The organism is Acinetobacter piscicola, assembly GCF_002233755.1.
Taxonomy (GTDB): Bacteria; Pseudomonadota; Gammaproteobacteria; order Pseudomonadales; family Moraxellaceae; genus Acinetobacter; species Acinetobacter piscicola.
Genome location: NZ_NIFO01000012.1, coordinates 21,936 through 45,600 on the forward strand (window position 1 = coordinate 21,936; position 23,665 = coordinate 45,600).

A 23,665-nucleotide genomic window follows, 5' to 3' on the forward strand; every position below is an offset into this window, starting at 1 on the left:
AAGAATTCAACATTTTTTGCTAAATCCTAAAGTTTCTTTATCAAACTCCAAAGAGAGTAGAATTTCTAAGTATAACGTTGAAGTCTATGTTTTATAGTGAATGTTAAACCTGATCAATTAAAGAAATATTGTTGTTTAAGGTTTTTTCTACGCTATTACTATATTTGTGCGAAGTATCTTGAAGTTGAATATCAAAGCTGTATATAGTTTCAAGTGTTCAAATCTTTTAAGTAATTTGACTAAGTTCTCAAATAGTGGCAATTAAAGTAACTTAACTTGAGTGTGTTAAATGTAAATTTTAGCGCTTGGTCATGAACAGAAAAATGACCATAGAAGTAAAAAGTAAGATCAGTTTTGAATGAAATATATTGAATAAACTCAAGACATTCGTGGAATTTATGATGATGACCACAAGCTAAGATGGGAAGAAGATGAGTACGGAAGCAGATTCAATCAGTTTAATTGGGCCAGTCGTATTATTGAGTGCAGCCGTGATTGCTGTGCCTATATTCAAACGTATTGGCTTAGGATCCATTTTAGGTTATTTAATCGCAGGGTTAATTATTGGCCCATTTGGTTTTGCTTTTTTTAACGATCCTACCTCAATTCTGCATATTGCTGAGCTAGGGATTGTGATGTATCTCTTTATTATTGGATTGGAGATGCAACCTTCACATTTATGGAGCTTAAGAAAAGAAATTTTTGGATTAGGTAGTTTGCAAATTCTAATCTCTATTTTTGCATTGACTGGAACGGGGATGTTATTTGGCTTTAGCTGGCAAATCGCATTTATTGGTGCTGCAGGTTTTGTACTGACCTCTACCGCCATTGTCATGCAATTGTTAAGCGATAACGGTGAGCTGCATCAACCCCGAGGTCAAAAGATTGTTGCAATATTATTATTTGAAGATTTGCTGATTGTCCCATTATTAGCATTGGTTGCTTTTATGGCACCAAACAAAGCCGTTGAAAGTGCATCGGTAGGTATGCAAGGGATTGGTATAGGACTTCTTGCAATTGCTGCATTAATTATTGCAGGGCATTGGTTGTTAAATCCTTTATTTAGAATTTTGGCAGCAGCCAAAGCTAGAGAAGTTATGACAGCTGCGGCACTTTTAGTTGTATTAGGTGCTGCTTTATTGATGCAATTAAGTGGTCTATCTATGGCACTTGGCGCTTTTCTCGCAGGCGTACTGCTTTCAGAATCAACCTTCCGTCATCAAATTGAAGCAGATATAGAACCTTTTCGAAGTTTATTACTCGGTTTGTTTTTCTTAGGCGTAGGTATGTCCTTAGATTTAGCGGTGGTTGCAAAAAACTGGCCGCTCATTCTCAGTGGTGTCGTTGCGTTGATGTTAACCAAAGCACTCATGATCTATGTGGTTGCACGACTCACTAAAAGTAACCATTTTGAGGCATTAGACCGAGCTTTATTGATGGCTCAAGGCGGGGAGTTTGCATTTGTTCTATTCAGTGCAGCAACCACAGCACAAATTATAGATAATACAATTAAGTCAAATTTGACTGCAGTCGTTATCTTATCCATGGTGTTGACGCCCATCATCGGTATTATCTTTAAACGTTTTACAATGTCAGCGGATGAAAATTTATTAGATCAAGTGAAAGTGGCGAACGGGTTAACAGGTAAAGTGTTGATTATCGGTTTTGGTCGTTTTGGTCAGGTCGCGAGTCAATTATTATTGGCACGTAGTGTAGACGTCACGATTATTGATACTGATGTTAATATGATCCAAAACGCTGAAAAATTTGGATTTGATGTTTATTATGGTGATGGATCTCGTTTAGATATTTTACATACATCAGGTGCTGCTACGGCAGAAGCAATTTTAATTTGTGTCGATAAAAAAGAAACAATCAATAAAATCGCAGAGTTAGTGAGTTTAGAGTTTCCTTTAGCAAAACTGATTGTGCGTTCTTATGATCGTGAGCATTCATTGTATTTATCAAAACACAATGTTGATTTTATGGTTCGAGAAACCTTTGAGTCTGCTATGGCTTTTGGGCAGATTGCCTTACAACAATTAGGTGCAAGTCCAGAAGAAATTCAACAGCTTTGTGAAGATATTCGAACATTAGATAATCAGCGCTTTGAAACAGAAGTTGCTGCTGATGATGTCTATGCAGGTGTGGGTATGCAATATACGCAACGTCATCCTCGTCCAACTGCACCTTTAATAAAGCCGCAACACAGTGGACAACTTTTAAATAATATTGAGGTGGAAAATCAGGAAACAGGTGATAAGGGTAGGTGGAACTGAGTGGTTTTTAAATCAGCTATTTTCAAGCTCATAACGCTAATTTTTAAGACTGAGTAAATTGCCCTATAAGATGAATTTTATAGGGCAATTACATTGATATTTACCAATCAACGCGTTTTAGTAAAATGTCTTTGTACATTTTAAAATCGCAGATCAAACTGAAGATCGGTTGTTTAAATGTGGCAGGTTTGAAAGCATTTAATCAAGATGATAAAAGTCAGAAAACAACTTGCTCAAAATAATAGCCTTGAGTATGTTACTGACTAGAAAAAATAATTCTTTTGAGAAAATGAATGTTTGTTTTAGAAGAAATTTATAAAAGTAAAAAGCCAGAAAATTCAGATCAATTTAACTTACGTATTCAGCGCAGTCTCAGTTGGTTAAAAAAAGCGACCCAATTAGATGAGGATATTGATCTTAAATTTATCAGTCTATGGGTCAGTTTAAATGCAGCCTATGCACAAGAAATAGGGGGAACACCAGACAATCAAGGCTTTAAGCTATTTTTAAGTGAAGTTCTACAATCAGATCATGAGCATAAAATCTATCATTTAGTTTGGGATAAGCTCAGCCAATCGATGGGGCTAATCATAGAAAGTTCATATACTTTTCAACCATTTTGGGATTACCAAAACAAAAAAATGAGCCAAACGGCTTGGAAAGATGCTTTTGAAATAGAAAAAAAGCAAATTCATCAAGCTGCGCAATCTAAAGATACACTCGCTTTAGTTTTCGTTGTTTTTAATCGATTAAGTACGTTGAAAAATCAGCTCCAACAAGGTGGTTCAACCTATAATAGTGCGATGAATCGTAAGCAACTTTATGAAGGCTGCACGATTTTGAGCGCAATTTTACCGACAATGATGTATATCATTTTAGAAAATCCTACCAAATTTGACTTAGGTAAACCGTTCTATCCTGTGCAACAAATGTCTTGAGTATTAGAATTTTAAAATAAGAGAGCTATAAAAAAATCCCTCGATGTTCGAAGGATTTCTTTTATTCAGTTCTTAAAGTATTTAAGCAGTTTGAGTTTTTGGTAAAAGCAAACGGTCTAATAATGCAAACAGTGCAGAGCCAGCCACTAAGCATAAACCTACAATACAGGTCATTGTCCAACCACCATGATGCCATGCGTAAACACCTAAGGCAGAACCACATGCGCCACCCGTAAAATACACAGTCATGTAAATAGAATTAATGCGTGATTTGGCATTTGGACGTAGTCTAAAAATAATGTTTTGATTGCTGGTATGTACGATGGCTAAACCTAAACTAATGATGCCGTAACCTAAGATATAGCTGATCAGTGACTTTCCACCAAAGTATAAAAATATCCAACTTGTTGCTAAAATTGCAATGCCAATCCAAGTCAGTAAAGAGGTATAGCCTTGGTCTGCGATTTTCCCAATTTTAGTCGTGCTGAGCGCGCCAAATACGCCAATGAGTGTGGCAACGCCGACCATAACATCTGGGAGTTTAAAGGTTTCTGATGTCAGTAAAACCGCAATGGTTGAAAATAAGGTACTCATTGCGGCAAAGGCAAAACCACCAATCAACGAGCGGTAAATAAGACGTTTTTCTTCCGATAACAGGATTGCCATAGAGTGGAAAATTCTGCCATAGCTCATTTTTACTGTAGGTACATGAGGCAAACGTTTTTTTAGCATAAATGCTAAAATCAACATCAAAATAGAACTCACGATGTAGATCAATTTCCAATTGACTAAATTTGAAAATAAACCTGCCAAACTGGTGGAAAGTAATAGTCCAACCAAAAGCCCACTCATTAAAAAACCAACAACTTCACCTGTTTTTTCAGGTTGTACCGCCATTGTTGCTAGTGGAATCAAAACTTGTGCAGCAACAGAAAATAGACCGACCAGAATCGTACCGATCCATAGCATTGGAAGATTGACAGCAAAGGCACAGATTAATAACCCGATTGCGGCAAAAAACATAAGAAGTGGAATGAATCTGGTTTTATTAACAATATCTCCCATTGGAACAATAAATAATAATCCGAGGGCGTAAGACACCTGAGCAAAAGTAACGGTTAAAGCGACTTGTGACTCAGGGACTTGAAAATATTGTTGAATTGAATGAATCAACGGTTGGCAATAATAGTTTGCTCCTGCACATAAACCACAGGCAATCGCCATTAACCAAAGCAATGCTTTATCTTGGCTAATATCGAGTTGAGCATTCATAAAGGTTTCCTAGTTCTTGGAGTTACATACAGTAAGCGGTTGCTTCAATTTCAATGAGCATCCCTTGTAAAGCAAGACACGGGACAGGAATGAGGGTACAAGCTGGAAAAGCGTGACCTTTCCAACGCTGTTGCATTTCCTGAATTAAAAACTGATGTTTTTTAGGGCTGTGATCAACCACGAGTATTCTTAAAACAGCAATATCCAATATTGATGCATCGACTTCATCTAAAACATGTTGAACATTTGAGAAAGCTTGATGAACTTGTTGCGCAAAATCTTTGGATAGTTGTCCTTGTTGGTTTTCACCACCTTGTCCAGATATGTGAAGAATACGCAAATAATGACGCACTTCAGCGACATGACTATACGCAAATGCATTTGGATTATAAAGTGTATTTGGGTTAAACATTTCGAATGGTTTGATTTGCCACAATTCAGATTTTGAATTCACGTTGTTATACTCACAAGGGCTTTAAAATATTTGTTAGTATCAAAGCTCAAGTTAACTTGAGGTCAAGTGCAAATTGGAATCACACAATGAAAAAGAAAATGAAAAAGGGTTACAGCAATGGTTAACCATTGGAGAATTGGCACAGCGCAGTGATGTTAGTGTCCCAGCAATCCGTTTTTATGAAGAAAAGGAATTGATTTGGAGTACACGTACGCAGGGCAATCAGCGGCGTTATCAACGGGCAATGTTACGCCGTGTTGCCATTATCAAAATTGCGCAACAGGTGGGGATTAGCCTACAACAAGTGAAAGATGCTTTTCAGGTCTTACCTAAACATCAAGTGGCGAGTAAAGCCGATTGGCAAAAGATGTCACAGACATGGCAAGCTCAATTGGATCAGCAGATTATCAATTTATTAAAATTGCGACAGCAATTGGATAAGTGTATCGGTTGTGGTTGTTTGTCTTTACAACAATGTCCTTTGCGTAATCCTGATGATCAGTTAGGGCAGGAATCTGCGGGGGCTCATTTTCAAGATGTTTTGATGACTTTGTTAAACTCGCCAATAGACGAACAGCTAGATGAGAGTTAAGATTATAGATAGATATTTGAAATTTATATAAATATATGACTTTTATTGCAAATTTTTGACTAAAGTATAGAAATACATAATCAATGAATGGGGGCATAAATTGTTGATTTTGGGTGTGTTGGTCTTTGGTGTATTCTTAACGCTTGCTGTTTTTTTTGTTTTTTTCATAGCCAAAGAAAAAGTGACTGAAATAAAAAAAATCCTAGAAAAAATTGAGCAGGACATCGTATTACTCAATGCTGTTTTAAATGAAATAAGGTTAAAGCATCTGAAAAAACTAGGATTAAAGTATCTATTTAGTATTGCTTATGGACTAAATAATCAGTCTATGTCACTCAGTACATTGCAAGAAGTCGCCTTAGAAGAAGGCTTTCCAATTTTAAAGGTGTTTAAGAGTGCACATGAATATCGCAATGATATTGATGTTCAAGACATAAGCGATCAATTGAAAATGCGCAGAAAGGTTCAAGAAGACTTACAGTTCAATGCAAATTACAGCAAAGCCCCTTTTTTATTCTTGGGTATTTGGTGGTTAATCACGATATCGATGGTTGTATCAACGCAAAATTCACTGCATTTTACTGCTTTCTGGTTTTGGTTGATTGCGCTGTATTTCACGATCAGTAGCACTCTAACTTATTATAAAGATATTGATCAATTTATAAAAAAGCTAAAAAGGCGTTTTTCAGCAGAATGAATATTACATTGAATAACACCGCACTTTTGCGGTGTATTGGGCGCAAAATCCATGTGCTAATGAACGATCAGAGCAAAGCCTCAGCCTTATAAAATCAATTGTGAATCAATAATCTTTCCATTTTTACCAATCCAAAATGGACGATTATGTTCCCCATGTCCAAACCAATCACATTGATACAGCGCTATGCCTAAAGGTTCTAAATGCTCATTGGCAATTTCAGCAATACTTTGCGGTACATTTTTTTGTGGACATTGATAAAAGTCACCTAAAATCACCGCTTTTAAATGAGATGTATCAATGCTTTGTAAAAGTTGAGTCAGACAACGTTCAATTTGATAATACGGTTCACCGACATCTTCTATCAATAATACACTGGGTTGACGAAGTTGAAGATTGTATGGCGTTCCTTGTAGCGTACATAAAACAGTTAAATTTCCACCTAAGATTTTTACATCTTCAAGTGCTTGATCTTGAGCAAAACCATTCAAACTGGTTAATGCATAATGCTGTACTTTATTTTGATCGGTATTTAATAAACTGATGGTTTTTAACGCATCATAAGACAATGGACTACTGTCTAAATTTTTAACAGCTATTTCTTGAAAAACAGGTGCATGCAATGCTGTCCCACCATGCATTGCGACATAATTTAACAGTACCGTTGTATCTGAATAGCCAATGATCGGTTTATTTAAAATCCATTCATCTAAGTAGGGGAGTAACATTGCTGCCCCTGTACCACCACGGCCACACCAGACCGCATCGACTGTTGGGTCTAAACAAGCTTGTTTTAAATCCTCAATACGCTGCTCAATTGTTCCCGCCAAATATCGGTATTGGGAAAATACGTGTTGCCCTAAACTGACTTGATGTCCTAATGATTCAAGATGAGATTGAGCCAATTGAATATTTTCAATATCGACACATGCGCTTGGCGATACAATTTTGAAGTGCATATTTGTTCCGATTCATTTATTGGGGTACATATAAAAAGTACATCGAAGTACGTATAAATAGTCTTAATGTGCAAGTTTCTTTTTAGACAAGGTGATCATCATGACACCGATAATATTTAACAAGCAACCGAACCATTGTACCGCATTCATGTGCTCGCCTAACAAAGCAACTGCTAAAATAATGGTGAGAATAGGGCCAATTGAACCGATCATGGCAGATTGAGCAGCACCTAAACGAGAAATACTTTGTGCAATAAATATCGTCGGTAAAACAGTCACCAATAAACCCAAGGCTATGCCATACCACAAAACTTGAATCGGTAATTGAGTGAGTAGTTGAATTGGGTGTGGGATTGCGATCATGAAATGGATCAATGTCCCGAAGCAGGCGATGCTTAGAGCTAACCCTGTATAATTCCAAGAGCCGAATTTTTGAATCAAACGTGGAGTCATTAACAAATAGCTGGCAAAACATACCGCACTGGCAAAGACTAGACTAACACCCAACCAAAAACTGCCTTCATGCGATACTGTATTTTGCTCCTGTAGCATTACAATCACAGTACCACCGTAGCTTAAAGCAATAGCAATGATGGTTTTCAAACTTAGTTTTTGCTTATAAATAACACTGGTCAGTACGACTGTAAGTGTTGGATATAAAAATAGAATAATTCGTTCTAATGATGCACTGATATACATTAAGCCTGCAAAATCCAACCAACTGGAAAAGTAGTAACCAATCAAACCGGCTGAAATCAGCATTCCCCAATCTTTTGCTTTGATGTTTTTATTATGATGGCGATTAAACCAACAGAGCAGTAAAAAGAAAGGAAGCGCACTCGCCATTCTTAAAGCCATTAATACAGTTCCATCCACCAGTGGAGACAGTGCATAGGTTTGCTTAATGAAAATAGCTTTGGTGCTAAATAGAAATGCAGCACCAAGTGCGAACAGCGAACCAACTTGAGTGCTGGAGAGGGTGAGTTTCATGTGAGCTACTTTGTTGATAGAGGAGTAAATCAAAATCTATAGAGAAGTATAGTTGTAGGTGGAGCAGAGGGAAAATGCAAAAAAAGAATCAATTCAATCAAAAAATGTAATAGGTCTATATTGAGCGAATAGAAAATATTTAAAATGCAATTAATATGTATCAAAATAATAAAAACATGAAAAATACAGGAAAACATCTGGGAAATGCTGAAAATAACTTCTTCATTGTCATAAAAATAGCACAAAAATGGTGCATTTTTATTTTAAGCCAAAAATATTCCATTATGGTATTACTAGATAAAATGATTAGAGCGTTAAAATACATTTTTTATGTATTTAATCTAGTGTTATCGATGTGTTGTACGGGAGTATATTCCAAGTACTTTTTTTTATTAATTAAATCAAAAAAAGGAATGAATTTAACTTACACTTCTGACATGACTGATACCATAAATAGCCAATTTAGATTTGTAAAATAATGGTATATCTTGTCAGAAAGGCGAATTTAATATTTTATCATCGCGAATACGCTTGTTTTCTTAGCGATTTGAAGATTAAAAATTGAAGCCAAATAAAGGGTGGTATGCCTAAAATGCCAATCTACGATCCATTATAAGCAAAGTACAGCTCAAAGCTGAGCGCAAAAAAACAGCATTTTAATGCTTGGAAATACCGATCTCTCAGAAAAAGTGAAAAATTGTTTAAATAAAGTGCAATAAAAATGAATACCTAGTATGTCGTAGAATGATATTTGTGAATCATTAGTTCAAAATATGGGTATTTATTAAATAAATATTGGGTAGCATTTTATTTAAGTTCAATTAGAATCCGAAAATACATAAGAACACGTCCTGAGGAAAACATCGTGTTTCACGATGTTTACTTGAAGAAAAATTAGCTTGAGGAACGCTCATGCAGATTGGTATCCCAACAGAAACTGTTACTGGTGAAAACCGTGTTGCTGCTACACCAGAAACAGTAAAAAAGTTGATCAGCGCTGGTCATAGTGTAGTCATTGAACGTGGAGCTGGTAAAAAAGCTGCGTTTATTGACAGTGCTTATGAACAGGTTGGTGCAAAAATTACAGACGATGCTTATACAGGCAGTCAGATGATTTTGAAAGTTCGTGCGCCGTATGGTGATGAAATTCAAAAGCTTGTAGCAGGTACAACCATCGTTGCAATGTTTGACCCTTACCGCAATACTGAACTTGACCAATTTGCATCACAACAAGTGTCTGCATTTGCGTTAGAGCTTTTGCCACGTACCTTATCTCGTGCGCAAAACATGGATGTATTGTCTTCTCAAGCCAATCTTGCTGGTTATAAGTCAGTACTTTTGGCTGCTGCGGAATATCAACGCATGTTCCCAATGCTGATGACTGCTGCGGGTACGGTTAAACCTGCTCGTATCGTGATCATGGGTGTTGGTGTTGCCGGTTTACAAGCGATTGCAACGGCTAAACGCTTAGGTGCAGTAGTAGAAGCAACAGATTTACGTCCAACGGCACGTGACCAAGTTGAATCACTCGGTGGTAAGTGGTTAGACGTTCCAATGTCTGATGAAGAGAAACAGAAAGCTGCTGATGCTGCTAAAAACGGTTATGGATGGATGCCAGGTGAGCAATACATCAAAGACCAAGCAATCATCGTAGATAAAGCTGTTTCAAATGCAGACATCGTGATCACAACGGCACTTTTACCAGGTCGTGATGCACCTCGCTTAATTAAAGCTGAAACTGTTGCCAAAATGAAACCAGGTTCAATCATCCTCGATATGGCGGTTGAATCAGGCGGTAACGTTGAAGGTTCTAAAAATGGTGAAAACGTTGTCACTGACAATGGTGTAACGATTTTAGGTATTCCAAATATTCCTTCGACAGTTTCGACTGAAGCATCGTCACTGTATGCACGTAATGTCTTTAATTTCATTGAAACTTTATTTGATAAAGAGAAAAACTTCGCGATCAATCAAGAAGATGAAATTCAAAAAGCACTTCTAGTAACTCATGGCGGTCAAGTACTGCTCAAGCGTGGTTAAGGAGAGTTATCATGGTTGAAACTATTACAATTTTCGTCTTAGCCATTTTTGTTGGTTACTACGTGGTTTGGGGTGTTACACCTGCATTGCATACGCCATTGATGGCGGTAACCAATGCATTGTCATCCATTATTGTGGTTGGTGCGATGATTCAAACTGTGGGTATTCCGGGTGTTGTTGATGCAAGTGTGCAATTCCAATCAGTGAATGTTGTGAGTGTACTTGGTGCATTCGCAGTGTTCTTGGCGAGCATTAACATTTTTGGTGGTTTCGCAGTAACTGCGCGTATGCTTGAAATGTTTAAGCCAAAACAAAAGAAAAAAGAGGGCTAATACATGGAATTTATTCGAGACTATGCGGATTGGTTCTACCTAGTAGGCGCTGTCCTTTTTATCTTAACTTTGCGTGGTTTATCCGGTCCTAAAACTGCAATTCAAGGTAACCGTTACGGTATGATCGCAATGGCGATTGCTGTAATCACCACCTTCTTTGTTGCAGATCATCCTGTGATTTGGATGATTGGTGGAGCAATGGTGCTGGGTGCGATCGTAGGTATTGCTCGTGCACGTACAGTTCCAATGACGCAGATGCCTGAAACAGTTGCTTTAATGCACTCACTGGTTGGTTTGGCTGCTGTGTTAATTGCAATCGCTGCCATTTTGCATAATAACCAACTGACTGCATTATTCGCAGAAAATGAAACTGCTTTAACTGCTGCGGGTGTACAACATGCGCATATGAGTAGTGTACATTTATTTGAATTGTTTGTAGGTTGTTTCGTCGGTGCAATTACTTTCACAGCATCTGTCTTTGCTTATGGTAAGTTGGCTGCGAAAAAATGGGCAAAAACCATTTCTGGTGCATGGGTTAAACCTGTTCAAGCAATTATTTTCCTTGCAATGTTGGCGTGTGGTATTTACTTCTTCACCACAGGTAACATGAATGCATTCTGGGCAATGACTGCACTTGCACTTGTATTCGGTTGGGTTTGGATTGCTCCAGTTGGTGGTGGTGATATGCCAGTTGTGGTATCTCTACTCAACTCATTCTCTGGGTGGGCTGCTGCGGGTATTGGTTTCACACTTGAAAATAACATGTTGATCGTTGCTGGTTCGCTTGTAGGTTCTTCGGGTGCGATTCTGTCTTACATCATGTGTAAAGCAATGAACCGTTCTATCATCAACGTATTGTTTGGTGGTGCAATGGGTGGTACAGCAGTTGCATCAGCAGATAAAGGCGAACAAGTTCAACGTAACTATCGTTCAGGTTCTGCGGATGATGCTGGCTTCTTGATGTCAAATGCAGACAGCGTTGTGATCGTACCTGGTTATGGTATGGCGCAAGGTCGTGCACAGAATGCTGTTAAAGAATTGTGTGAAATCTTGAAAGAACAAGGCGTAAAAGTTCGTTTTGCGATTCACCCAGTTGCAGGTCGTATGCCTGGTCACATGAACGTATTACTTGCAGAAGCAGATGTTGCTTATGAAGACATCTTAGAGATGGATGAGATTAACTCAGACTTCCCTGCAACTGACGTCGTTCTTGTCATTGGTGCGAATGATGTTGTGAACCCTGCTGCTAAAGATGATCCAACTTCACCAATTTACGGCATGCCAATCCTTGAAGCACATAAAGCACGTACCATTATGGTGATCAAACGCTCTATGGCTACAGGTTATGCAGGCTTAGACAATGACTTGTTCTATAATGACAAGACTATGATGATCTTTGGTGATGCCAAGAAAGTTGTTGAAGAAATGACAAAAGCAATTAACGGTGGCGGACACTAATTCCGTAACGTAATTGGATAAAAACCACCTTCGGGTGGTTTTTTATTTGGATATTTTGTTAAGATCATTGATATGTCTTGAATCAGTACATTGGGTGAAAATAAATATGAAGCCGTTCAATCTTATTCTGACTTGTAGCGTATTAATGTTGAGCCAAAATACAATTGCTCAAATTTTTGAAATTAAAAAAGCATCAAAACACTATGATGTAGTTATTGATGTGCCATGCGATCGCAATGAATGTGGTGGTCAGGCGAAAATTGATGTGTACAAAAAAGGACAAACCAAGAAGTTTCAGCATTTTTTATCGACAGATCTGACGACTTATTTAGGCAAAGATTTCAAACCCTCTGTAAATGTCGTGCAACTCTATGGTGAGCAAAGTCCTTTAATTTTTGATGATTTTAATTTCGATGGTCAAGAAGATATAGCCATCCGCAATGGAAATGAGGGTGCTTATGGTGGGCCAACCTATGATATTTATATCTTTAACCGCACTCGAAATAAATTTGTTTTTAGTGATGAATTATCAGCATTGACTCATGAAAATTTGGGCATGTTTAAGCTGGATGCAGACAAAAAAAGAATTTTGACGTTTAATAAAAGTGGTTGTTGCTATCACATACGTTCTGAATATGTTGTTGTTCCACAAAAAGGTTTGCGCTTAGTCAAAGAGTTTATAGAAGATGCAACTGTGGCGGAAGGGGATAAAGTAAAAGTTACGGAAAGAACATTGAACAAGGGGCGTTGGGTGGAAAACACAAAATATTATCCAATAAAGCAATACTATAAAGATTAAGAGCCATAAAGATTAAGTGCGATAAAAATTAAGAGCTATAACGATTAAGAACGATAAAAGTAAAAGCTATAAAGATGAAGACTGCGGACAGAAGGATCTGCATTTTATTGTTTTTTCTAAATTTTTAAATAAGTGTAAATATACTTATCATTTGCAGTAATAAGTTTAGAATATGTTAATATTATAAATAATAATGATAATTATTTTTATTAACTGGAATATTTTAAAATGTTAGTTTTATATAAGAGAAATGCACAAGAAAAAATATTTAAAAAGCTGCCTGATCATTCTAAGGCGTATTCCTGTCTTTCAGTGTCTCTGATATTGGGTATTGTGACCGTGTTAGGCTACAGCACAAGAAGCTTTGCTGAAAGCAGTGGGGAAATACAGGAGATAAATCAGAATGCAGTGACACAATTGCCCAATCTTGTTTTCCAAGCCGAATCAAGACAGGGAACAGCAGAACAAGGCTATTTAGACAATCAAATTTCTCAGGTTGGGCCTTGGCAAGGAAGGGATTTACAGGACACACCATATACCGTAACAGTATTTACTGAAGATTTGCTCAAAAATATTCAGGCAACGACACCAGATCAAATTTATCGGATTAATCCTTTAACCCAACTCACACGACAGCAACGTGAAAATGATCAGCCGCATGTACAGATGCGAGGATTCCCAGTGCGAGCATCCTATCGTGATGGTGTGCCGAGTGACCAATATAATCACAGTACTACCACTGAAGATACGGAACGTGTCGAAATCCTCAATGGTTTATCGGGTTTTCTCTATGGCGTGAATAATATTGGCGGTGTGATCAATTATGTGACTAAACGCTCGACAGCTGAACGATTGAATGAAATAACAATCAGTAGTTTGGGGAATGAAAGCTGGAATGTTCATGGTGATTTTGGTGGGAAATTTGATGAAGCAGGCAAGTTAGGCTATCGGCTGAACATTGCTAAACAAGGTGGTGACAGTGTAATCCAAGGCGAGGAGATCAAAATACGTTTTATGAGTTTGGGGTTGGATTGGCAACCACTGGATAATTTATGGTTACAGATCAATGGAATGAATCGCAAGTATGAGGTTAATGGTGGACAGGCTGCATGGTCTTTTGAAGAAGGCATGTCTCGGCTCAATGCCAGTAAAATTCAGAATGATGTTTCTTGGGGGCAATCGTGGACACATCGTTGGTACGATGCTGAGCGTTATGGCGCAAATGTAAAATGGGAGGTTAATGATGATATCGCCATTCGATTGAATTATTTACAAAGTCATGGTACACGTAGCGTTCCCAATGCACGAAATACCATCACTTCAGCACAAAGCTATGATCAAACTCTACTTAATGTTTTTGCGAATGGTACCAATGCGATTCAAAGTGAACAAGAAGATGAACGTAGTGCAATTTATGCAGATTGGAAATTCAATACAGGTCAGATACAACATAAACTCACCACAGGATTTCAGTGGAGCGATACGGTGCAGTTACGTCCAGCCAAAGGCAATAGCACCGAAAAAGTTACGTTTACCGATCTATCTTTACAACAACCAACACAGATGCCTTTCCCGCAACTCAACTCAATAGACCGTGGAGAGATGCAAGTCATCCGAAATAATCGTCATGAAAATATCTTGCTCGGTAATGATGTGCTGTTCAATGAACGATGGTCAGCATTATTGGGTATTGCATATGCGACAGTTCAGACCAAGCAAGGTTCAACTTATAAAGAGTCTGCAGTTACGCCGTCAGTATCTGTGATATTTAAACCTTTGGAACAGCTAACAACTTATGCAAGTTATATTCAGGCCTTGGAACAAGGTGAGGTTGCTGCTGATACCTATAAAAATGCCATTGTTGTAAATGCAGGACAGGTGTTTAAACCATTGGTGAGTGAGCAATATGAGCTTGGATTAAAATATTCATTTGAGCGAGGTTTGCTGTTCAGTGCTGCACTTTTTAATATTGAAAAAGCTTTACAATACTACGATGTACGTGATCCCAACGCGCCTAAATATGTGCAAGATGGACAACAAGTACATAAAGGATTTGAACTGACAGCGATTGGTAAATTGACAGAGCATGTCAGCGTGATGGGTGGCTATACATGGCTAGATACAAAGATTAAAAAGCAAAAACAAAATGTCTTGTTAGAAGGTAAACGCCCTGTCGATGTTGCCGACCAAATATTTAAAGTACGTATGGAATACACAGTACCAGAAGTTGAAAATCTGAGCCTATCGGGTGCGGTGAATTATAATGCATCCAGTTTTGCAGATCAGATGAATACGGATATTGTGCCGAGCTATGTTTTATTTGATCTTGGTGCAAGATATGTTCTCAATCGAGAGCAACGCCCCATCACGTTACGAGTCGATTTGCATAATGTACTGAATAAGCATTACTGGAATGGTAATGGTGGATCGACACTGGGAGCACCCCGAACATTGACTGTTTCCAGTAGTTTTAAATTCTAATTTTTGTTTAAAGTAACTTAGTTTACACAAGTAAATACTAATTTTATTGAGGTCTCTTGGTTTGTCATTTTTACAAATCAAGGGACTAACTTAAACCTATATTTCAATAATAAAATTGAAAATAGACAGCCCAAATCTTGATTTAAATCTATTGTTATCAAAATATTCGGAAGTTTATATTAAGATTCATATTTTACTGATGAGAATGTTTAGGCTTGATATAAATTGAGTGTGATTGAGTAATGTAAGAAATAAATAAGACAGCATTATTGGAGCTATCTTTAAGCCTAATTTTTAGTCACATATCATAGGTGATAAGATTTTTTTAACTATTCGTAATGCCATATATAATATATCACAATATTTATTAAGTTATATTTCATACGATTTAAGCGTGTTCTGGCTAAAAATAACAAAATAAATTGTTTAAAAACAATTATTAATGTGCTATCCGATGTAAAAAGTTTTTTTATTTTTTGAGACGCTTTATACTTGCTAACATAAGTGATACATAGTTATCGAAATTAATAATTATTGTGAAATTTTATAAATGGAAAAGTCACAGTAACTTTGGATGTAAATATGGTGAAATTAAAGTGTTTGATAGGTTTAATTTTAATCATATTGACCTTTCCAAGTTATGCATTTAGTTCATCGTTAGAAAATGATATTGCTGCATTTAATTTAATTCCAGACTTTAAAATCCTATTTTATGGTAGTGCTTTTGTCATCCTCATGCAGGCAGGTTTTGCTGTTGCTGAAGGAGGATATGAGCATAATTTCAAATCTATTTATCGCCTTATTATCAATTATATTTCTGCGATTGTCGGAACCTTACTTTTTGAAATCATATTTTCAAAACTTATCGTTTGGGGTTTTATTGATAGTCCTAGAACGCTAAGTAGTATTCAAGGATGGCATTGGAATTTACTGTTTTTTTATACGTTGATGGCGACGACAATTACTACAGTTGTTGGAAGAATTATCCCAAGCACATCATCAATTTTAGTCAATTGGATTACAGGGTTGATGATTGCAAGTGTGATTTTTCCTTTTTTTAGCGGATGGGTTTGGGGAAATCTTATCTTTGGTGATGGTTGGTTAAAAGCTTTAGGATTTATTGATTTTGCAGGTTCAACAGTTGTGCATTCAACGGCTGCATGGATTGTTTTAGCTGCTTATTTGTCTTTGAAATCTAAGTATAAACAAGAAATTATAAAAAAAGATATGATCTTTGAAGATTATAGAATTTTATCTCTCGCTTTGGCTGGTTTTATTCTTTGGTTGGCATGGTCTGGTTTGAATGTGATCTATATTTCCGCGATTCATTTTGATATTGGCATGGTCGTGATCAATGCATTTTTAGCTTTATTAGGTTCAATCGTTTCTCCATTGTTGTTTTCCTTATTTATAAATCAAAAAATTATTTCATGGTCTGAGTTGATTAAAGCTGCTTTGGGTGGTTTGGTTGCAATTACTGCAAGTTGCGCATTTGTCAGTTTATCATCAGCTTTTATTATTGGTTTAGTTTCAGGTTTATTTACCTTATATAGCCCTCGAATTTTAGCACGATGGATTGATTCTAAATACGTTAGAGATGTTTTGGTTATACATGGTGTATGTGGTGTTTGGGGCACTTTGGCTGTGGCGTTTAACCATAACTCCGCGGTTGAGTCGATTGGTAAAGTCAGTTTAATCGCTCAGAGTTTTGGTATTTTGGTGAACTTCGTTTGGAGTTTTACGATTGCTTATGTTGTTTTTAAAAGTATTTGTTGGATAACGACAAGAAAGCAAATGGCAAATTTAGATGTCAGTTTAATCAAATAAATGAATCGAATAAAAGTAAAGTAAAGATGCTAGGCGAAAAATTGTACTTTCTAGTAGCGTGAAGAAATCACTTACTGTGGAAAAATATGGCTTAAATTAAAATGAAGCAAGAACAAACGAAAAGCATTAAAAAAGCGACTTTAAAGTCGCTTTTCTTTCAAATCAGGCAACACTTTCAGGTGTCGTACGCCATAAACTTTCTAAATCATAAAACTTACGAGCAGTAGGCAGCATTACATGCACTACGACTAATCCTAAATCGATTAGAATCCATTCAGCATCTCTCTCACCCTCAACACCAATTGGGCGAAATCCTGCTTTACGTGCTTCTTCAGCAACATTGTCAGCAAGTGCTTTAACATGACGAGTAGATGTTCCGCTCGCAATAACCATTGCATCTGCAACGTTACTGATCGCGCTTACATTTAGCTCGATTATGTCTTTGGCTTTTACATCAAGTAGGGCTTCTTGTACGACTTTTAAGCAAGCACGTACATCTTGATTTTCCGTGTTCATTGCAAGTTCGTGAGAATTAGAAGCGCTGGGCGATGGTTCTAAATTCATATAGTGTATATTTTCCAAACAATATCTCACCTTCTAATATAGCGCTTTTGTTCTAAAAATTCAAATTCTAGAACGCTTAGGTCTATTTAAAATGTGTTGACTTAGTAGGTGTGATTATTAGAGAAATACTTATCTTTCCATGCAAAAGATTGATTTGAATGAGATTGTGGTTTGTATTCAGCAGCGATATAGCCTGAGTAGGTGCTTTGTTTTAACCATGAAAAAATCGACGGATAATCAATTTGTGCTGTATCAGGTTCATGACGTCCTGGACAGTCTGCAAATTGAATATGTCCAATCCAATCTATATTTTCTTTTAATGCTGAAAGGACATCTTCACCCATCATTGCCATGTGATAACAATCGAACTGCATTTTTAATGCAGAATGATGAACCGCTTCTAACATTTCTTGGGCTTGAGCAATATTCTGAATCAAGAAACGTGGCATATCTGTACCATTGATCATTTCAAAGAGCGGTTGAATACCATGATCAGTTAGCATATGGCATGCCAATTTAAGGTTATTGGCTAAGGTGTTTAAGCACGGTAATAGATCGGCATCTTCTGGTTGTTTACCTGCCAAAATATTGACACTTGGGATATTCAGCGCATTGGCATATTCGATGGCACGTTCTAGTGCTTGATGAAATGCAATTTCTCGTCCAGGAATACCAGCAAGCCCATAACCACCTTGCATTAAATCGCCAGCAGGAACATTAATCAGGCAAAGATGCAAATCATATAATTTGAGTTGAGATTGAATATCATCAATACTCAGCTCGTATGGGAACTGAATTTCAATGTTGTGAAAACCATGTGAATGAGCCAATGCAAATCGTTCAATGAGTGGCACTTCAGTAAATATCATCGATAGGTTTACTGCGAGTTTAGTCATCGTCATGCTCCTTGCTTTAGATTTCCTCTACTCCCAATGTAGTTGGCAATCCATTATTTTTCAACTGCTTTATGTTCAACCTGCTGAATAATTGTTGCTAAGTCTGATTCTGCAAAACCATGCTGTTGATGATCTTGTAGTTGGGCTAATGCTTTCTTTGCCACAGGAATATCTAAATTAAACTGTTCAGCGAGTTTGACCGCATTATTCAAGTCTTTTGACAAGGTTTGAACTTTCCACTGTACTGGTTCAAAGCTATGCGTTGCCATGCGTGGTGCTAAAATCTGAAAAGGTTTAGAGTCTGCAAAACCACCGGCAAGTGCTGGAGCAAGTAGAGCAGTATCTACGCCTGCTTGTCTCGCCAATGCAACAGCTTCAGCAATAAGTGTACTGTTGGCTGCAACAATCAGTTGATTGCAAATTTTGGTCGCTTGCCCAGTACCTGTGTCACCCATACGGGTCACACGCTGTGAAAGAACATTATAAATTAGGCTGAGATCTTGAATGATATCAATATCGCCACCTGCAAAAATAACCAGTGTTCCATTTTCAGCACCAGCAGTCCCACCTGAGACAGGGGAGTCAATCCAAGTCACTTGTTTTTGTGCTGCGTGAGTTGCAAGCTGCTTGGTCTTATCTACAGATAAGCTTGAAAAATCGACAATCACTTGTGATGGTTTTAAATGATCATAAATCCGATCATAAACCACTTGCACAGCTTGATCATCGGCAAGGCAAGTCAGGATAATCGGGTATTTTGCAATATTGTCTAAATCAAGAGCATGTGCCCCCATATCAATGAGCGCTTCACAAGCACTTGCTGTTCTATTCCAAACAGCAACATCAAATCCTGCTTGGACTAAACGAGTGACCATGCGGCTTCCCATCAGTCCCATACCTAAGAATGCAATTTTACTATTACGGTCAAAATTCATTTTGCAACTCAACGATTTTGAATATTTTTGAAAAAAACGATCAAAAGATGATTTATAAAAAATTATTTATATTGGCGAGGTAAGAATTGCACTTCAGGATTTTTATCCTTTTTACGTGCAATTTGACTGTTTTTACCCATAAGTAATTTCAATTGCCAAATTTTTTCTAAACGAAGCGATTTTTTTGGCTCATGTTCCATAGCATCTAAAACACGTTTTGCCGCCATCAGCGCATCGGGTGATCGTTGCAACATTTCTTCTGCAATGCTTTGGGCTTTTGCCAAAGGTGCGTTATCGACATGGGTAATCAAGCCAATTTCTTTGGCATAATGACCATCAAAAATTCGTGCAGTGAGTGTGAGTTCTTTGGCTAAATCGATGCCAATAACACCTTTGATTGAACGGGTTAAGCCCATGTCAGGAACCAGTCCCCAACGACTTTCCATGATCGACATTTTTGTGTCTGGGTGAGCAATACGAATATCTGCCGCAAGTGCCAGTTGCATTCCTGCACCAAAACAGAAACCTTCAAGTGCTGCAATGACAGGTACAGGCAGTTCTTGCCAAATAAGGAATGCTTTTTGAAATAAACTTTGACCCGGTTTAATCAGTTCCCAAGCTGCATAGGCTTTGTTTTTCGGATTATTTAAGTCTGCTAAGTCAATTCCGGCACTAAAAACATTGGCTTCGCCAGTCAGAATCACACAACGAATAGAACGATCTTGTTTGATTTTTTTTGCTGTGCTGACCAATTCACGTAACAGCGCAAAGCTCATTGCATTGCGTTTATCTGGACGGTTTAGGTAAACCGTTGCGATGCCATTATTTTTTTCGATACGTAATAGTGCCATGAGTTAGACTCTTATTTTTCCATAACAATCAGCATAGCATGGACTTTAAAAGAGTTGCATGACACGAGAGTCACGGAAAGTGATTTCAAAGCCATATTTGCAATCCACTCACATAGATATTTGAAAAGTAGGAACTTCGTTGCTATAGATCAAAATCATGGATCAAACCTTTTCATGAATTTTATGATGCAGGCAAAATTTGTTGCGCTGCTGTTTCAACTTCATGAATCACCAGTTGTAAATGATCTAAGCGCTGTGTGACATCTTGAATAAAGGCTTCATCGGCTTTACGGCGTTCTTTTCTGAGTGTTGATACGAATTGTTCAAATTCACCAGTCGCACGTTGCAATTTAGGTGTGCCTACATAACGCGTCGCACCATATAAGCGATGCAATACATGTTCAAGCTGAGGGAAATCCTCAAGCTCAACCAATTGCTGAATTTCATCCAATTCTGTAGGGAAGCTATCGACCAGCATTTTCAATAAATCTTGAGCAAGATCTTCCTTATTGGCAGCCAAAGCTAAACTTTGTTTCCAATCTAAAATATCGGAATCAAAGGCTTCAATATAGACAGAATTTTCAACTTGCTGATGTGTTTGAATGAATGTATCTGAAGTCCAATTGGTTAAAATCTGAATAATTTGTTCAATCTGAATAGGCTTGGTGACATAGTCATCCATACCGACTTTGAGGAGCTTTTGCTTTTCATCTGCCAAAGCATGTGCTGTTAAAGCAATAATTGGCATACGTAGATCATCTAGCGTTGACTCAAGTGAGCGAATGGCACGAGTGGTATCAATTCCAGACATGACTGGCATTTGAATGTCCATGAAAATTAAATCAAATGCTTTTTCATCATGGTCAATGCGCTGTTGAATTAAATTTAATGCTTCTTGGCCACTTTGTGCTTTGGTGGTTTTAACATTGAGTTCGCCGAGTAAGGCCTCTAAAACAATAAGGTTCGGTAAGTGATCATCTACAGCCAAAATATGTAAATCACGCCCTTTGAAATCTTGATGGTGTTCTTGATCAAATACAGGCTGATTGCTCAATAACTGAATCACTGAGCTACGGCTCAGTGGTTGGTACAATGGACGTGCTTTATATTCATTTAACATATTTGGATCAAGCGACATCTGATAGCCATAAACGGCTAAATGACCTTGATAGCGATTGCGAATTTCTTTTAATAATGCTTCAGTATCGCCACTATGATCAACTATGAGCCATGTATTTTCAGACTGCTGATCCAGACTATTCAGTCGACTAAATAGATCTAAAATCGATTGAGCTTCGGTGTGTTGAACTTGGTAATCTTCTAAATAATGGCGCAATACATTGGCTGTCGCAGGATGTGCCAAGAAAGATACAACCTTCATTTCTTTAAATGATGGATGCACAATTTCTTCATCTTCATTGACTACAAATTTTGCAGTAAACCAGAAGGTTGAGCCTTTTTCTGTTGGCGCACGTTCTTGATTATCTTCAAAACCAATTTGACCTTGCATTAAATGTACGAGCTGCTTGGAAATGGCTAAACCTAAACCTGTACCACCAAATTGGCGTGTGACCGATGCATCGCCTTGTGAGAATGATTCAAATAGTTTTTTACGGTCTGTGCCGCTTAAACCAATACCGCTGTCTTGTACACTAAAATGCAATAAGCATTGTCCAATATCGTCATGTTCCATACGCACACGGACAATAATTTCACCATCGGGGGTGAATTTGATGGCATTGGAGATTAGATTGGTCAAAATCTGCTTAAAGCGTAGCGCATCACCAACCACATACTTCGGCACGTTGTCGGCAAAATAGAACGCCATTTCAATATGTTTTTGTGCAGCGAGTGGTGACAGCATATCCATAACATCAAAAATAGCTTCTTCGAGATCGAAAGGAGCAGTTTCGAGTTCTAATTTACCTGCATCAATCTTAGAAAAATCAAGTACATCATTAATCAGTGCCAATAAGTGCGCTGAAGATTTACGAATGGTTTGTAAGTATAAACTTTGATCATTACTCAAATTGTCTTGGCGGATCATTAAATGAATAAAGCCATCAATACTATTTAAAGGCGTGCGTAATTCATGACTGATATTGGCTAGAAATACCGATTTCGCTTGATTGGATGAAATCGCTTGGTCACGCGCTTGTTTATAGGTAATGTTTTGGACTTCTAGCGTGTCTAAGGTACGACGTAAATCATCTTCAGTTTGTTCGGTATGCTCTTTGAGTTCTAAAAAGCTGAAATGTAAGCGTTTTACTACATTGGCAATATCACGCTGTAATAAACGCAGCTCACCAGTACTATTGATGATCATATGCTGATCTAATGTATCCGCATTCAAACGCTGTAATTGCATGCGAATCTCATACATCGGTGCAATCCAACGTCGAGAATAAAAATTCAAACACAATAATAGTAAAAGTAATGTAAATAAGGCGGTTGTAATGAGCACGATCATGACTCGATAACGTGCAATTTCTAAAGGCTGATTATCCAATTCAATCACAAGCCACATATTTTTAGCTGTGTCGGTTGGATTGAGTTTTAATCCATAAATATTGTTATGTTTGCTCGATATTGGACCAAAAAAAGTGCTTGTTTTAGGAATCTCAGGCCAATTTCGTTTATTTTGATAGCCAATACTTAAATGATTGACATTATTTTCATCTAAGACAGCTGCGCTGAGTAAATATTTTTCATTAAACATTTTTTGTAAAATATTTTCAGCTTGAATTTTTTGGGCAAGGCTTTGTCCAACGATCACCGTAAGTTGTTCAGCGGTATATTGATAGCGACTTAAAATAGCGATCGCCGCAAAGCGTTGTTTGGATTTTGCTGCTGCTGATGTTTCTGAAAGAACCAGTGCTGTTCCTACACATGCCATAATCATAATAGGCACAAAAATCATCGCAATAAGTTGCCCATAAGCGTGATTGAGCTTTAAACGTTTAAACAGTTTTTTATTGAAATTCGACATGGATCCAGCTACTTATTGCCCATGCAAGGCATATTAACATGCTTTATTCATCCTGCATGACAATATGATTAAAAAGCTTTTGAATTGAGAATAGTTATGCTTATTTAAAGATAAGGTTATCACTTCTAATGCTAAGTTATTGAGTTATGATATTATGTGGTTAATTTTATTGAATTAAATATTGTTTATCCATTTGGCTGCAAGTTTTTTGAAATCGGCTTAGTCTAAGCGTCGTTGTTAAAATGAACTTGAAAGATGTGCAGTCAGACGCTTTTTTTCATACAATACGTCCACCTCAATATAGGTGCAATT

At 37.4% G+C, this 23,665-nt stretch carries 19 protein-coding genes and 1 pseudogene; 10 read left to right on the plus strand and 10 right to left on the minus strand.

Annotated features, from left to right (window positions below; genetic code table 11):
• Positions 1-431: 431 nt before the first annotated feature.
• The gene (locus CDA10_RS12795; protein WP_089605969.1) at positions 432-2,279 is read left to right on the plus strand and encodes a monovalent cation:proton antiporter-2 (CPA2) family protein; all 1,848 of its coding nucleotides are present in this window, start codon (positions 432-434) and stop codon (positions 2,277-2,279) included.
• 100 nt (positions 2,280-2,379) lie between these two features.
• On the opposite strand, the pseudogene CDA10_RS17040 reads toward CDA10_RS12795, so the two are convergent.
• Positions 2,380-2,469 (minus strand): annotated as a pseudogene (locus CDA10_RS17040) (Mpo1-like protein); the annotation flags it as partial.
• A gap of 103 nt (positions 2,470-2,572) precedes the next feature.
• On the opposite strand from CDA10_RS17040, the gene CDA10_RS12805 reads away from it, so the two are divergent.
• Positions 2,573-3,217 carry a HEPN domain-containing protein gene (locus CDA10_RS12805; protein WP_089605970.1) on the plus strand — a complete coding sequence of 215 codons (645 nt, stop codon included), beginning with the start codon at positions 2,573-2,575 and terminating at the stop codon, positions 3,215-3,217.
• An 81-nt stretch (positions 3,218-3,298) separates the two neighbouring features.
• On the opposite strand, the gene CDA10_RS12810 is transcribed toward CDA10_RS12805, so the two are convergent.
• Positions 3,299-4,489, minus strand: a complete 1,191-nt coding sequence (locus tag CDA10_RS12810; protein ID WP_089605971.1) for an MFS transporter — start codon at positions 4,487-4,489, stop codon at positions 3,299-3,301.
• Between the two features lie 22 nt (positions 4,490-4,511).
• A complete protein-coding gene (locus CDA10_RS12815) occupies positions 4,512-4,943 on the minus strand; it encodes a RidA family protein (RefSeq protein WP_089605972.1) in 432 nt (143 codons plus the stop codon).
• Between the two features lie 73 nt (positions 4,944-5,016).
• On the opposite strand from CDA10_RS12815, the gene soxR reads away from it, so the two are divergent.
• Positions 5,017-5,535 (plus strand): redox-sensitive transcriptional activator SoxR, encoded by a 519-nt coding sequence (gene soxR, locus CDA10_RS12820; protein WP_089605973.1) that lies wholly within the window; start codon positions 5,017-5,019, stop codon positions 5,533-5,535.
• A 100-nt stretch (positions 5,536-5,635) separates the two neighbouring features.
• Positions 5,636-6,232 carry a hypothetical protein gene (locus tag CDA10_RS12825; RefSeq protein ID WP_089605974.1) on the plus strand — a complete coding sequence of 199 codons (597 nt, stop codon included), beginning with the start codon at positions 5,636-5,638 and terminating at the stop codon, positions 6,230-6,232.
• Between the two features lie 86 nt (positions 6,233-6,318).
• Here the strand turns inward: CDA10_RS12825 and CDA10_RS12830 are convergent, their stop codons facing one another.
• Positions 6,319-7,191, minus strand: coding sequence for a S66 peptidase family protein (locus CDA10_RS12830; protein WP_089605975.1), 873 nt, complete (start codon positions 7,189-7,191; stop codon positions 6,319-6,321).
• A gap of 63 nt (positions 7,192-7,254) precedes the next feature.
• Positions 7,255-8,181 carry a DMT family transporter gene (locus CDA10_RS12835; protein WP_089605976.1) on the minus strand — a complete coding sequence of 309 codons (927 nt, stop codon included), beginning with the start codon at positions 8,179-8,181 and terminating at the stop codon, positions 7,255-7,257.
• A gap of 912 nt (positions 8,182-9,093) precedes the next feature.
• Here CDA10_RS12835 and CDA10_RS12845 point away from each other — a divergent pair.
• From CDA10_RS12845 to CDA10_RS12870, 6 genes are all read left to right on the plus strand, one after another.
• Entirely contained in the window at positions 9,094-10,221 is a 1,128-nt protein-coding gene (locus tag CDA10_RS12845; protein WP_089605978.1) for a Re/Si-specific NAD(P)(+) transhydrogenase subunit alpha, read from the plus strand.
• An 11-nt stretch (positions 10,222-10,232) separates the two neighbouring features.
• Complete coding sequence (locus CDA10_RS12850) at positions 10,233-10,553, plus strand: proton-translocating transhydrogenase family protein (protein ID WP_089605979.1); 321 nt, start codon at positions 10,233-10,235, stop codon at positions 10,551-10,553.
• 3 nt (positions 10,554-10,556) lie between these two features.
• The gene (locus CDA10_RS12855) at positions 10,557-12,011 is read left to right on the plus strand and encodes an NAD(P)(+) transhydrogenase (Re/Si-specific) subunit beta (RefSeq protein ID WP_089605980.1); all 1,455 of its coding nucleotides are present in this window, start codon (positions 10,557-10,559) and stop codon (positions 12,009-12,011) included.
• Between the two features lie 145 nt (positions 12,012-12,156).
• Positions 12,157-12,810, plus strand: a complete 654-nt coding sequence (locus CDA10_RS12860) for an XAC2610-related protein (protein WP_407640379.1) — start codon at positions 12,157-12,159, stop codon at positions 12,808-12,810.
• 228 nt (positions 12,811-13,038) lie between these two features.
• Entirely contained in the window at positions 13,039-15,291 is a 2,253-nt protein-coding gene (locus CDA10_RS12865) for a TonB-dependent siderophore receptor (protein ID WP_089605982.1), read from the plus strand.
• A gap of 582 nt (positions 15,292-15,873) precedes the next feature.
• A complete protein-coding gene (locus CDA10_RS12870; RefSeq protein WP_228704637.1) occupies positions 15,874-17,118 on the plus strand; it encodes an ammonium transporter in 1,245 nt (414 codons plus the stop codon).
• A gap of 162 nt (positions 17,119-17,280) precedes the next feature.
• Here CDA10_RS12870 and rsfS read toward each other — a convergent pair whose 3' ends face one another.
• The 5 genes from rsfS to CDA10_RS12895 all read right to left on the minus strand — a co-directional run bounded on the left by rsfS (position 17,281) and on the right by CDA10_RS12895 (position 23,353).
• On the minus strand, positions 17,281-17,682 hold the full coding sequence (gene rsfS / locus CDA10_RS12875; protein WP_089605983.1) for a ribosome silencing factor: 402 nt from the start codon (positions 17,680-17,682) through the stop codon (positions 17,281-17,283).
• 101 nt (positions 17,683-17,783) lie between these two features.
• Positions 17,784-18,578 (minus strand): hydroxypyruvate isomerase family protein, encoded by a 795-nt coding sequence (locus CDA10_RS12880; RefSeq protein ID WP_089605984.1) that lies wholly within the window; start codon positions 18,576-18,578, stop codon positions 17,784-17,786.
• Between the two features lie 53 nt (positions 18,579-18,631).
• Entirely contained in the window at positions 18,632-19,513 is an 882-nt protein-coding gene (locus tag CDA10_RS12885; RefSeq protein WP_089605985.1) for an NAD(P)-dependent oxidoreductase, read from the minus strand.
• A gap of 62 nt (positions 19,514-19,575) precedes the next feature.
• A complete protein-coding gene (locus CDA10_RS12890) occupies positions 19,576-20,364 on the minus strand; it encodes a crotonase/enoyl-CoA hydratase family protein (RefSeq protein WP_089605986.1) in 789 nt (262 codons plus the stop codon).
• 181 nt (positions 20,365-20,545) lie between these two features.
• Entirely contained in the window at positions 20,546-23,353 is a 2,808-nt protein-coding gene (locus tag CDA10_RS12895) for a GacS-like sensor histidine kinase (protein WP_089605987.1), read from the minus strand.
• Positions 23,354-23,665: the final 312 nt, after the last annotated feature.

Bases quoted from the DNA above. Each gene is read 5' to 3' on its own strand.
- CDA10_RS12845 (WP_089605978.1), top strand. From the start codon at position 9,094: ATGCAGATTGGTATCCCAACAGAAACTGTTACTGGTGAAAACCGTGTT.
- CDA10_RS12885 (WP_089605985.1), bottom strand. From the start codon at position 19,513: ATGAATTTTGACCGTAATAGTAAAATTGCATTCTTAGGTATGGGACTG.
- CDA10_RS12895 (WP_089605987.1), bottom strand. From the start codon at position 23,353: ATGTCGAATTTCAATAAAAAACTGTTTAAACGTTTAAAGCTCAATCAC.
- CDA10_RS12810 (WP_089605971.1), bottom strand. From the start codon at position 4,489: ATGAATGCTCAACTCGATATTAGCCAAGATAAAGCATTGCTTTGGTTA.
- CDA10_RS12870 (WP_228704637.1), top strand. From the start codon at position 15,874: ATGGTGAAATTAAAGTGTTTGATAGGTTTAATTTTAATCATATTGACC.
- CDA10_RS12850 (WP_089605979.1), top strand. From the start codon at position 10,233: ATGGTTGAAACTATTACAATTTTCGTCTTAGCCATTTTTGTTGGTTAC.
- CDA10_RS12795 (WP_089605969.1), top strand. From the start codon at position 432: ATGAGTACGGAAGCAGATTCAATCAGTTTAATTGGGCCAGTCGTATTA.
- CDA10_RS12805 (WP_089605970.1), top strand. From the start codon at position 2,573: ATGTTTGTTTTAGAAGAAATTTATAAAAGTAAAAAGCCAGAAAATTCA.
- CDA10_RS12835 (WP_089605976.1), bottom strand. From the start codon at position 8,181: ATGAAACTCACCCTCTCCAGCACTCAAGTTGGTTCGCTGTTCGCACTT.
- rsfS (WP_089605983.1), bottom strand. From the start codon at position 17,682: ATGAATTTAGAACCATCGCCCAGCGCTTCTAATTCTCACGAACTTGCA.
- CDA10_RS12830 (WP_089605975.1), bottom strand. From the start codon at position 7,191: ATGCACTTCAAAATTGTATCGCCAAGCGCATGTGTCGATATTGAAAAT.
- CDA10_RS12860 (WP_407640379.1), top strand. From the start codon at position 12,157: ATGTTGAGCCAAAATACAATTGCTCAAATTTTTGAAATTAAAAAAGCA.
- CDA10_RS12890 (WP_089605986.1), bottom strand. From the start codon at position 20,364: ATGGCACTATTACGTATCGAAAAAAATAATGGCATCGCAACGGTTTAC.
- CDA10_RS12855 (WP_089605980.1), top strand. From the start codon at position 10,557: ATGGAATTTATTCGAGACTATGCGGATTGGTTCTACCTAGTAGGCGCT.
- CDA10_RS12865 (WP_089605982.1), top strand. From the start codon at position 13,039: ATGTTAGTTTTATATAAGAGAAATGCACAAGAAAAAATATTTAAAAAG.
- CDA10_RS12880 (WP_089605984.1), bottom strand. From the start codon at position 18,578: ATGACTAAACTCGCAGTAAACCTATCGATGATATTTACTGAAGTGCCA.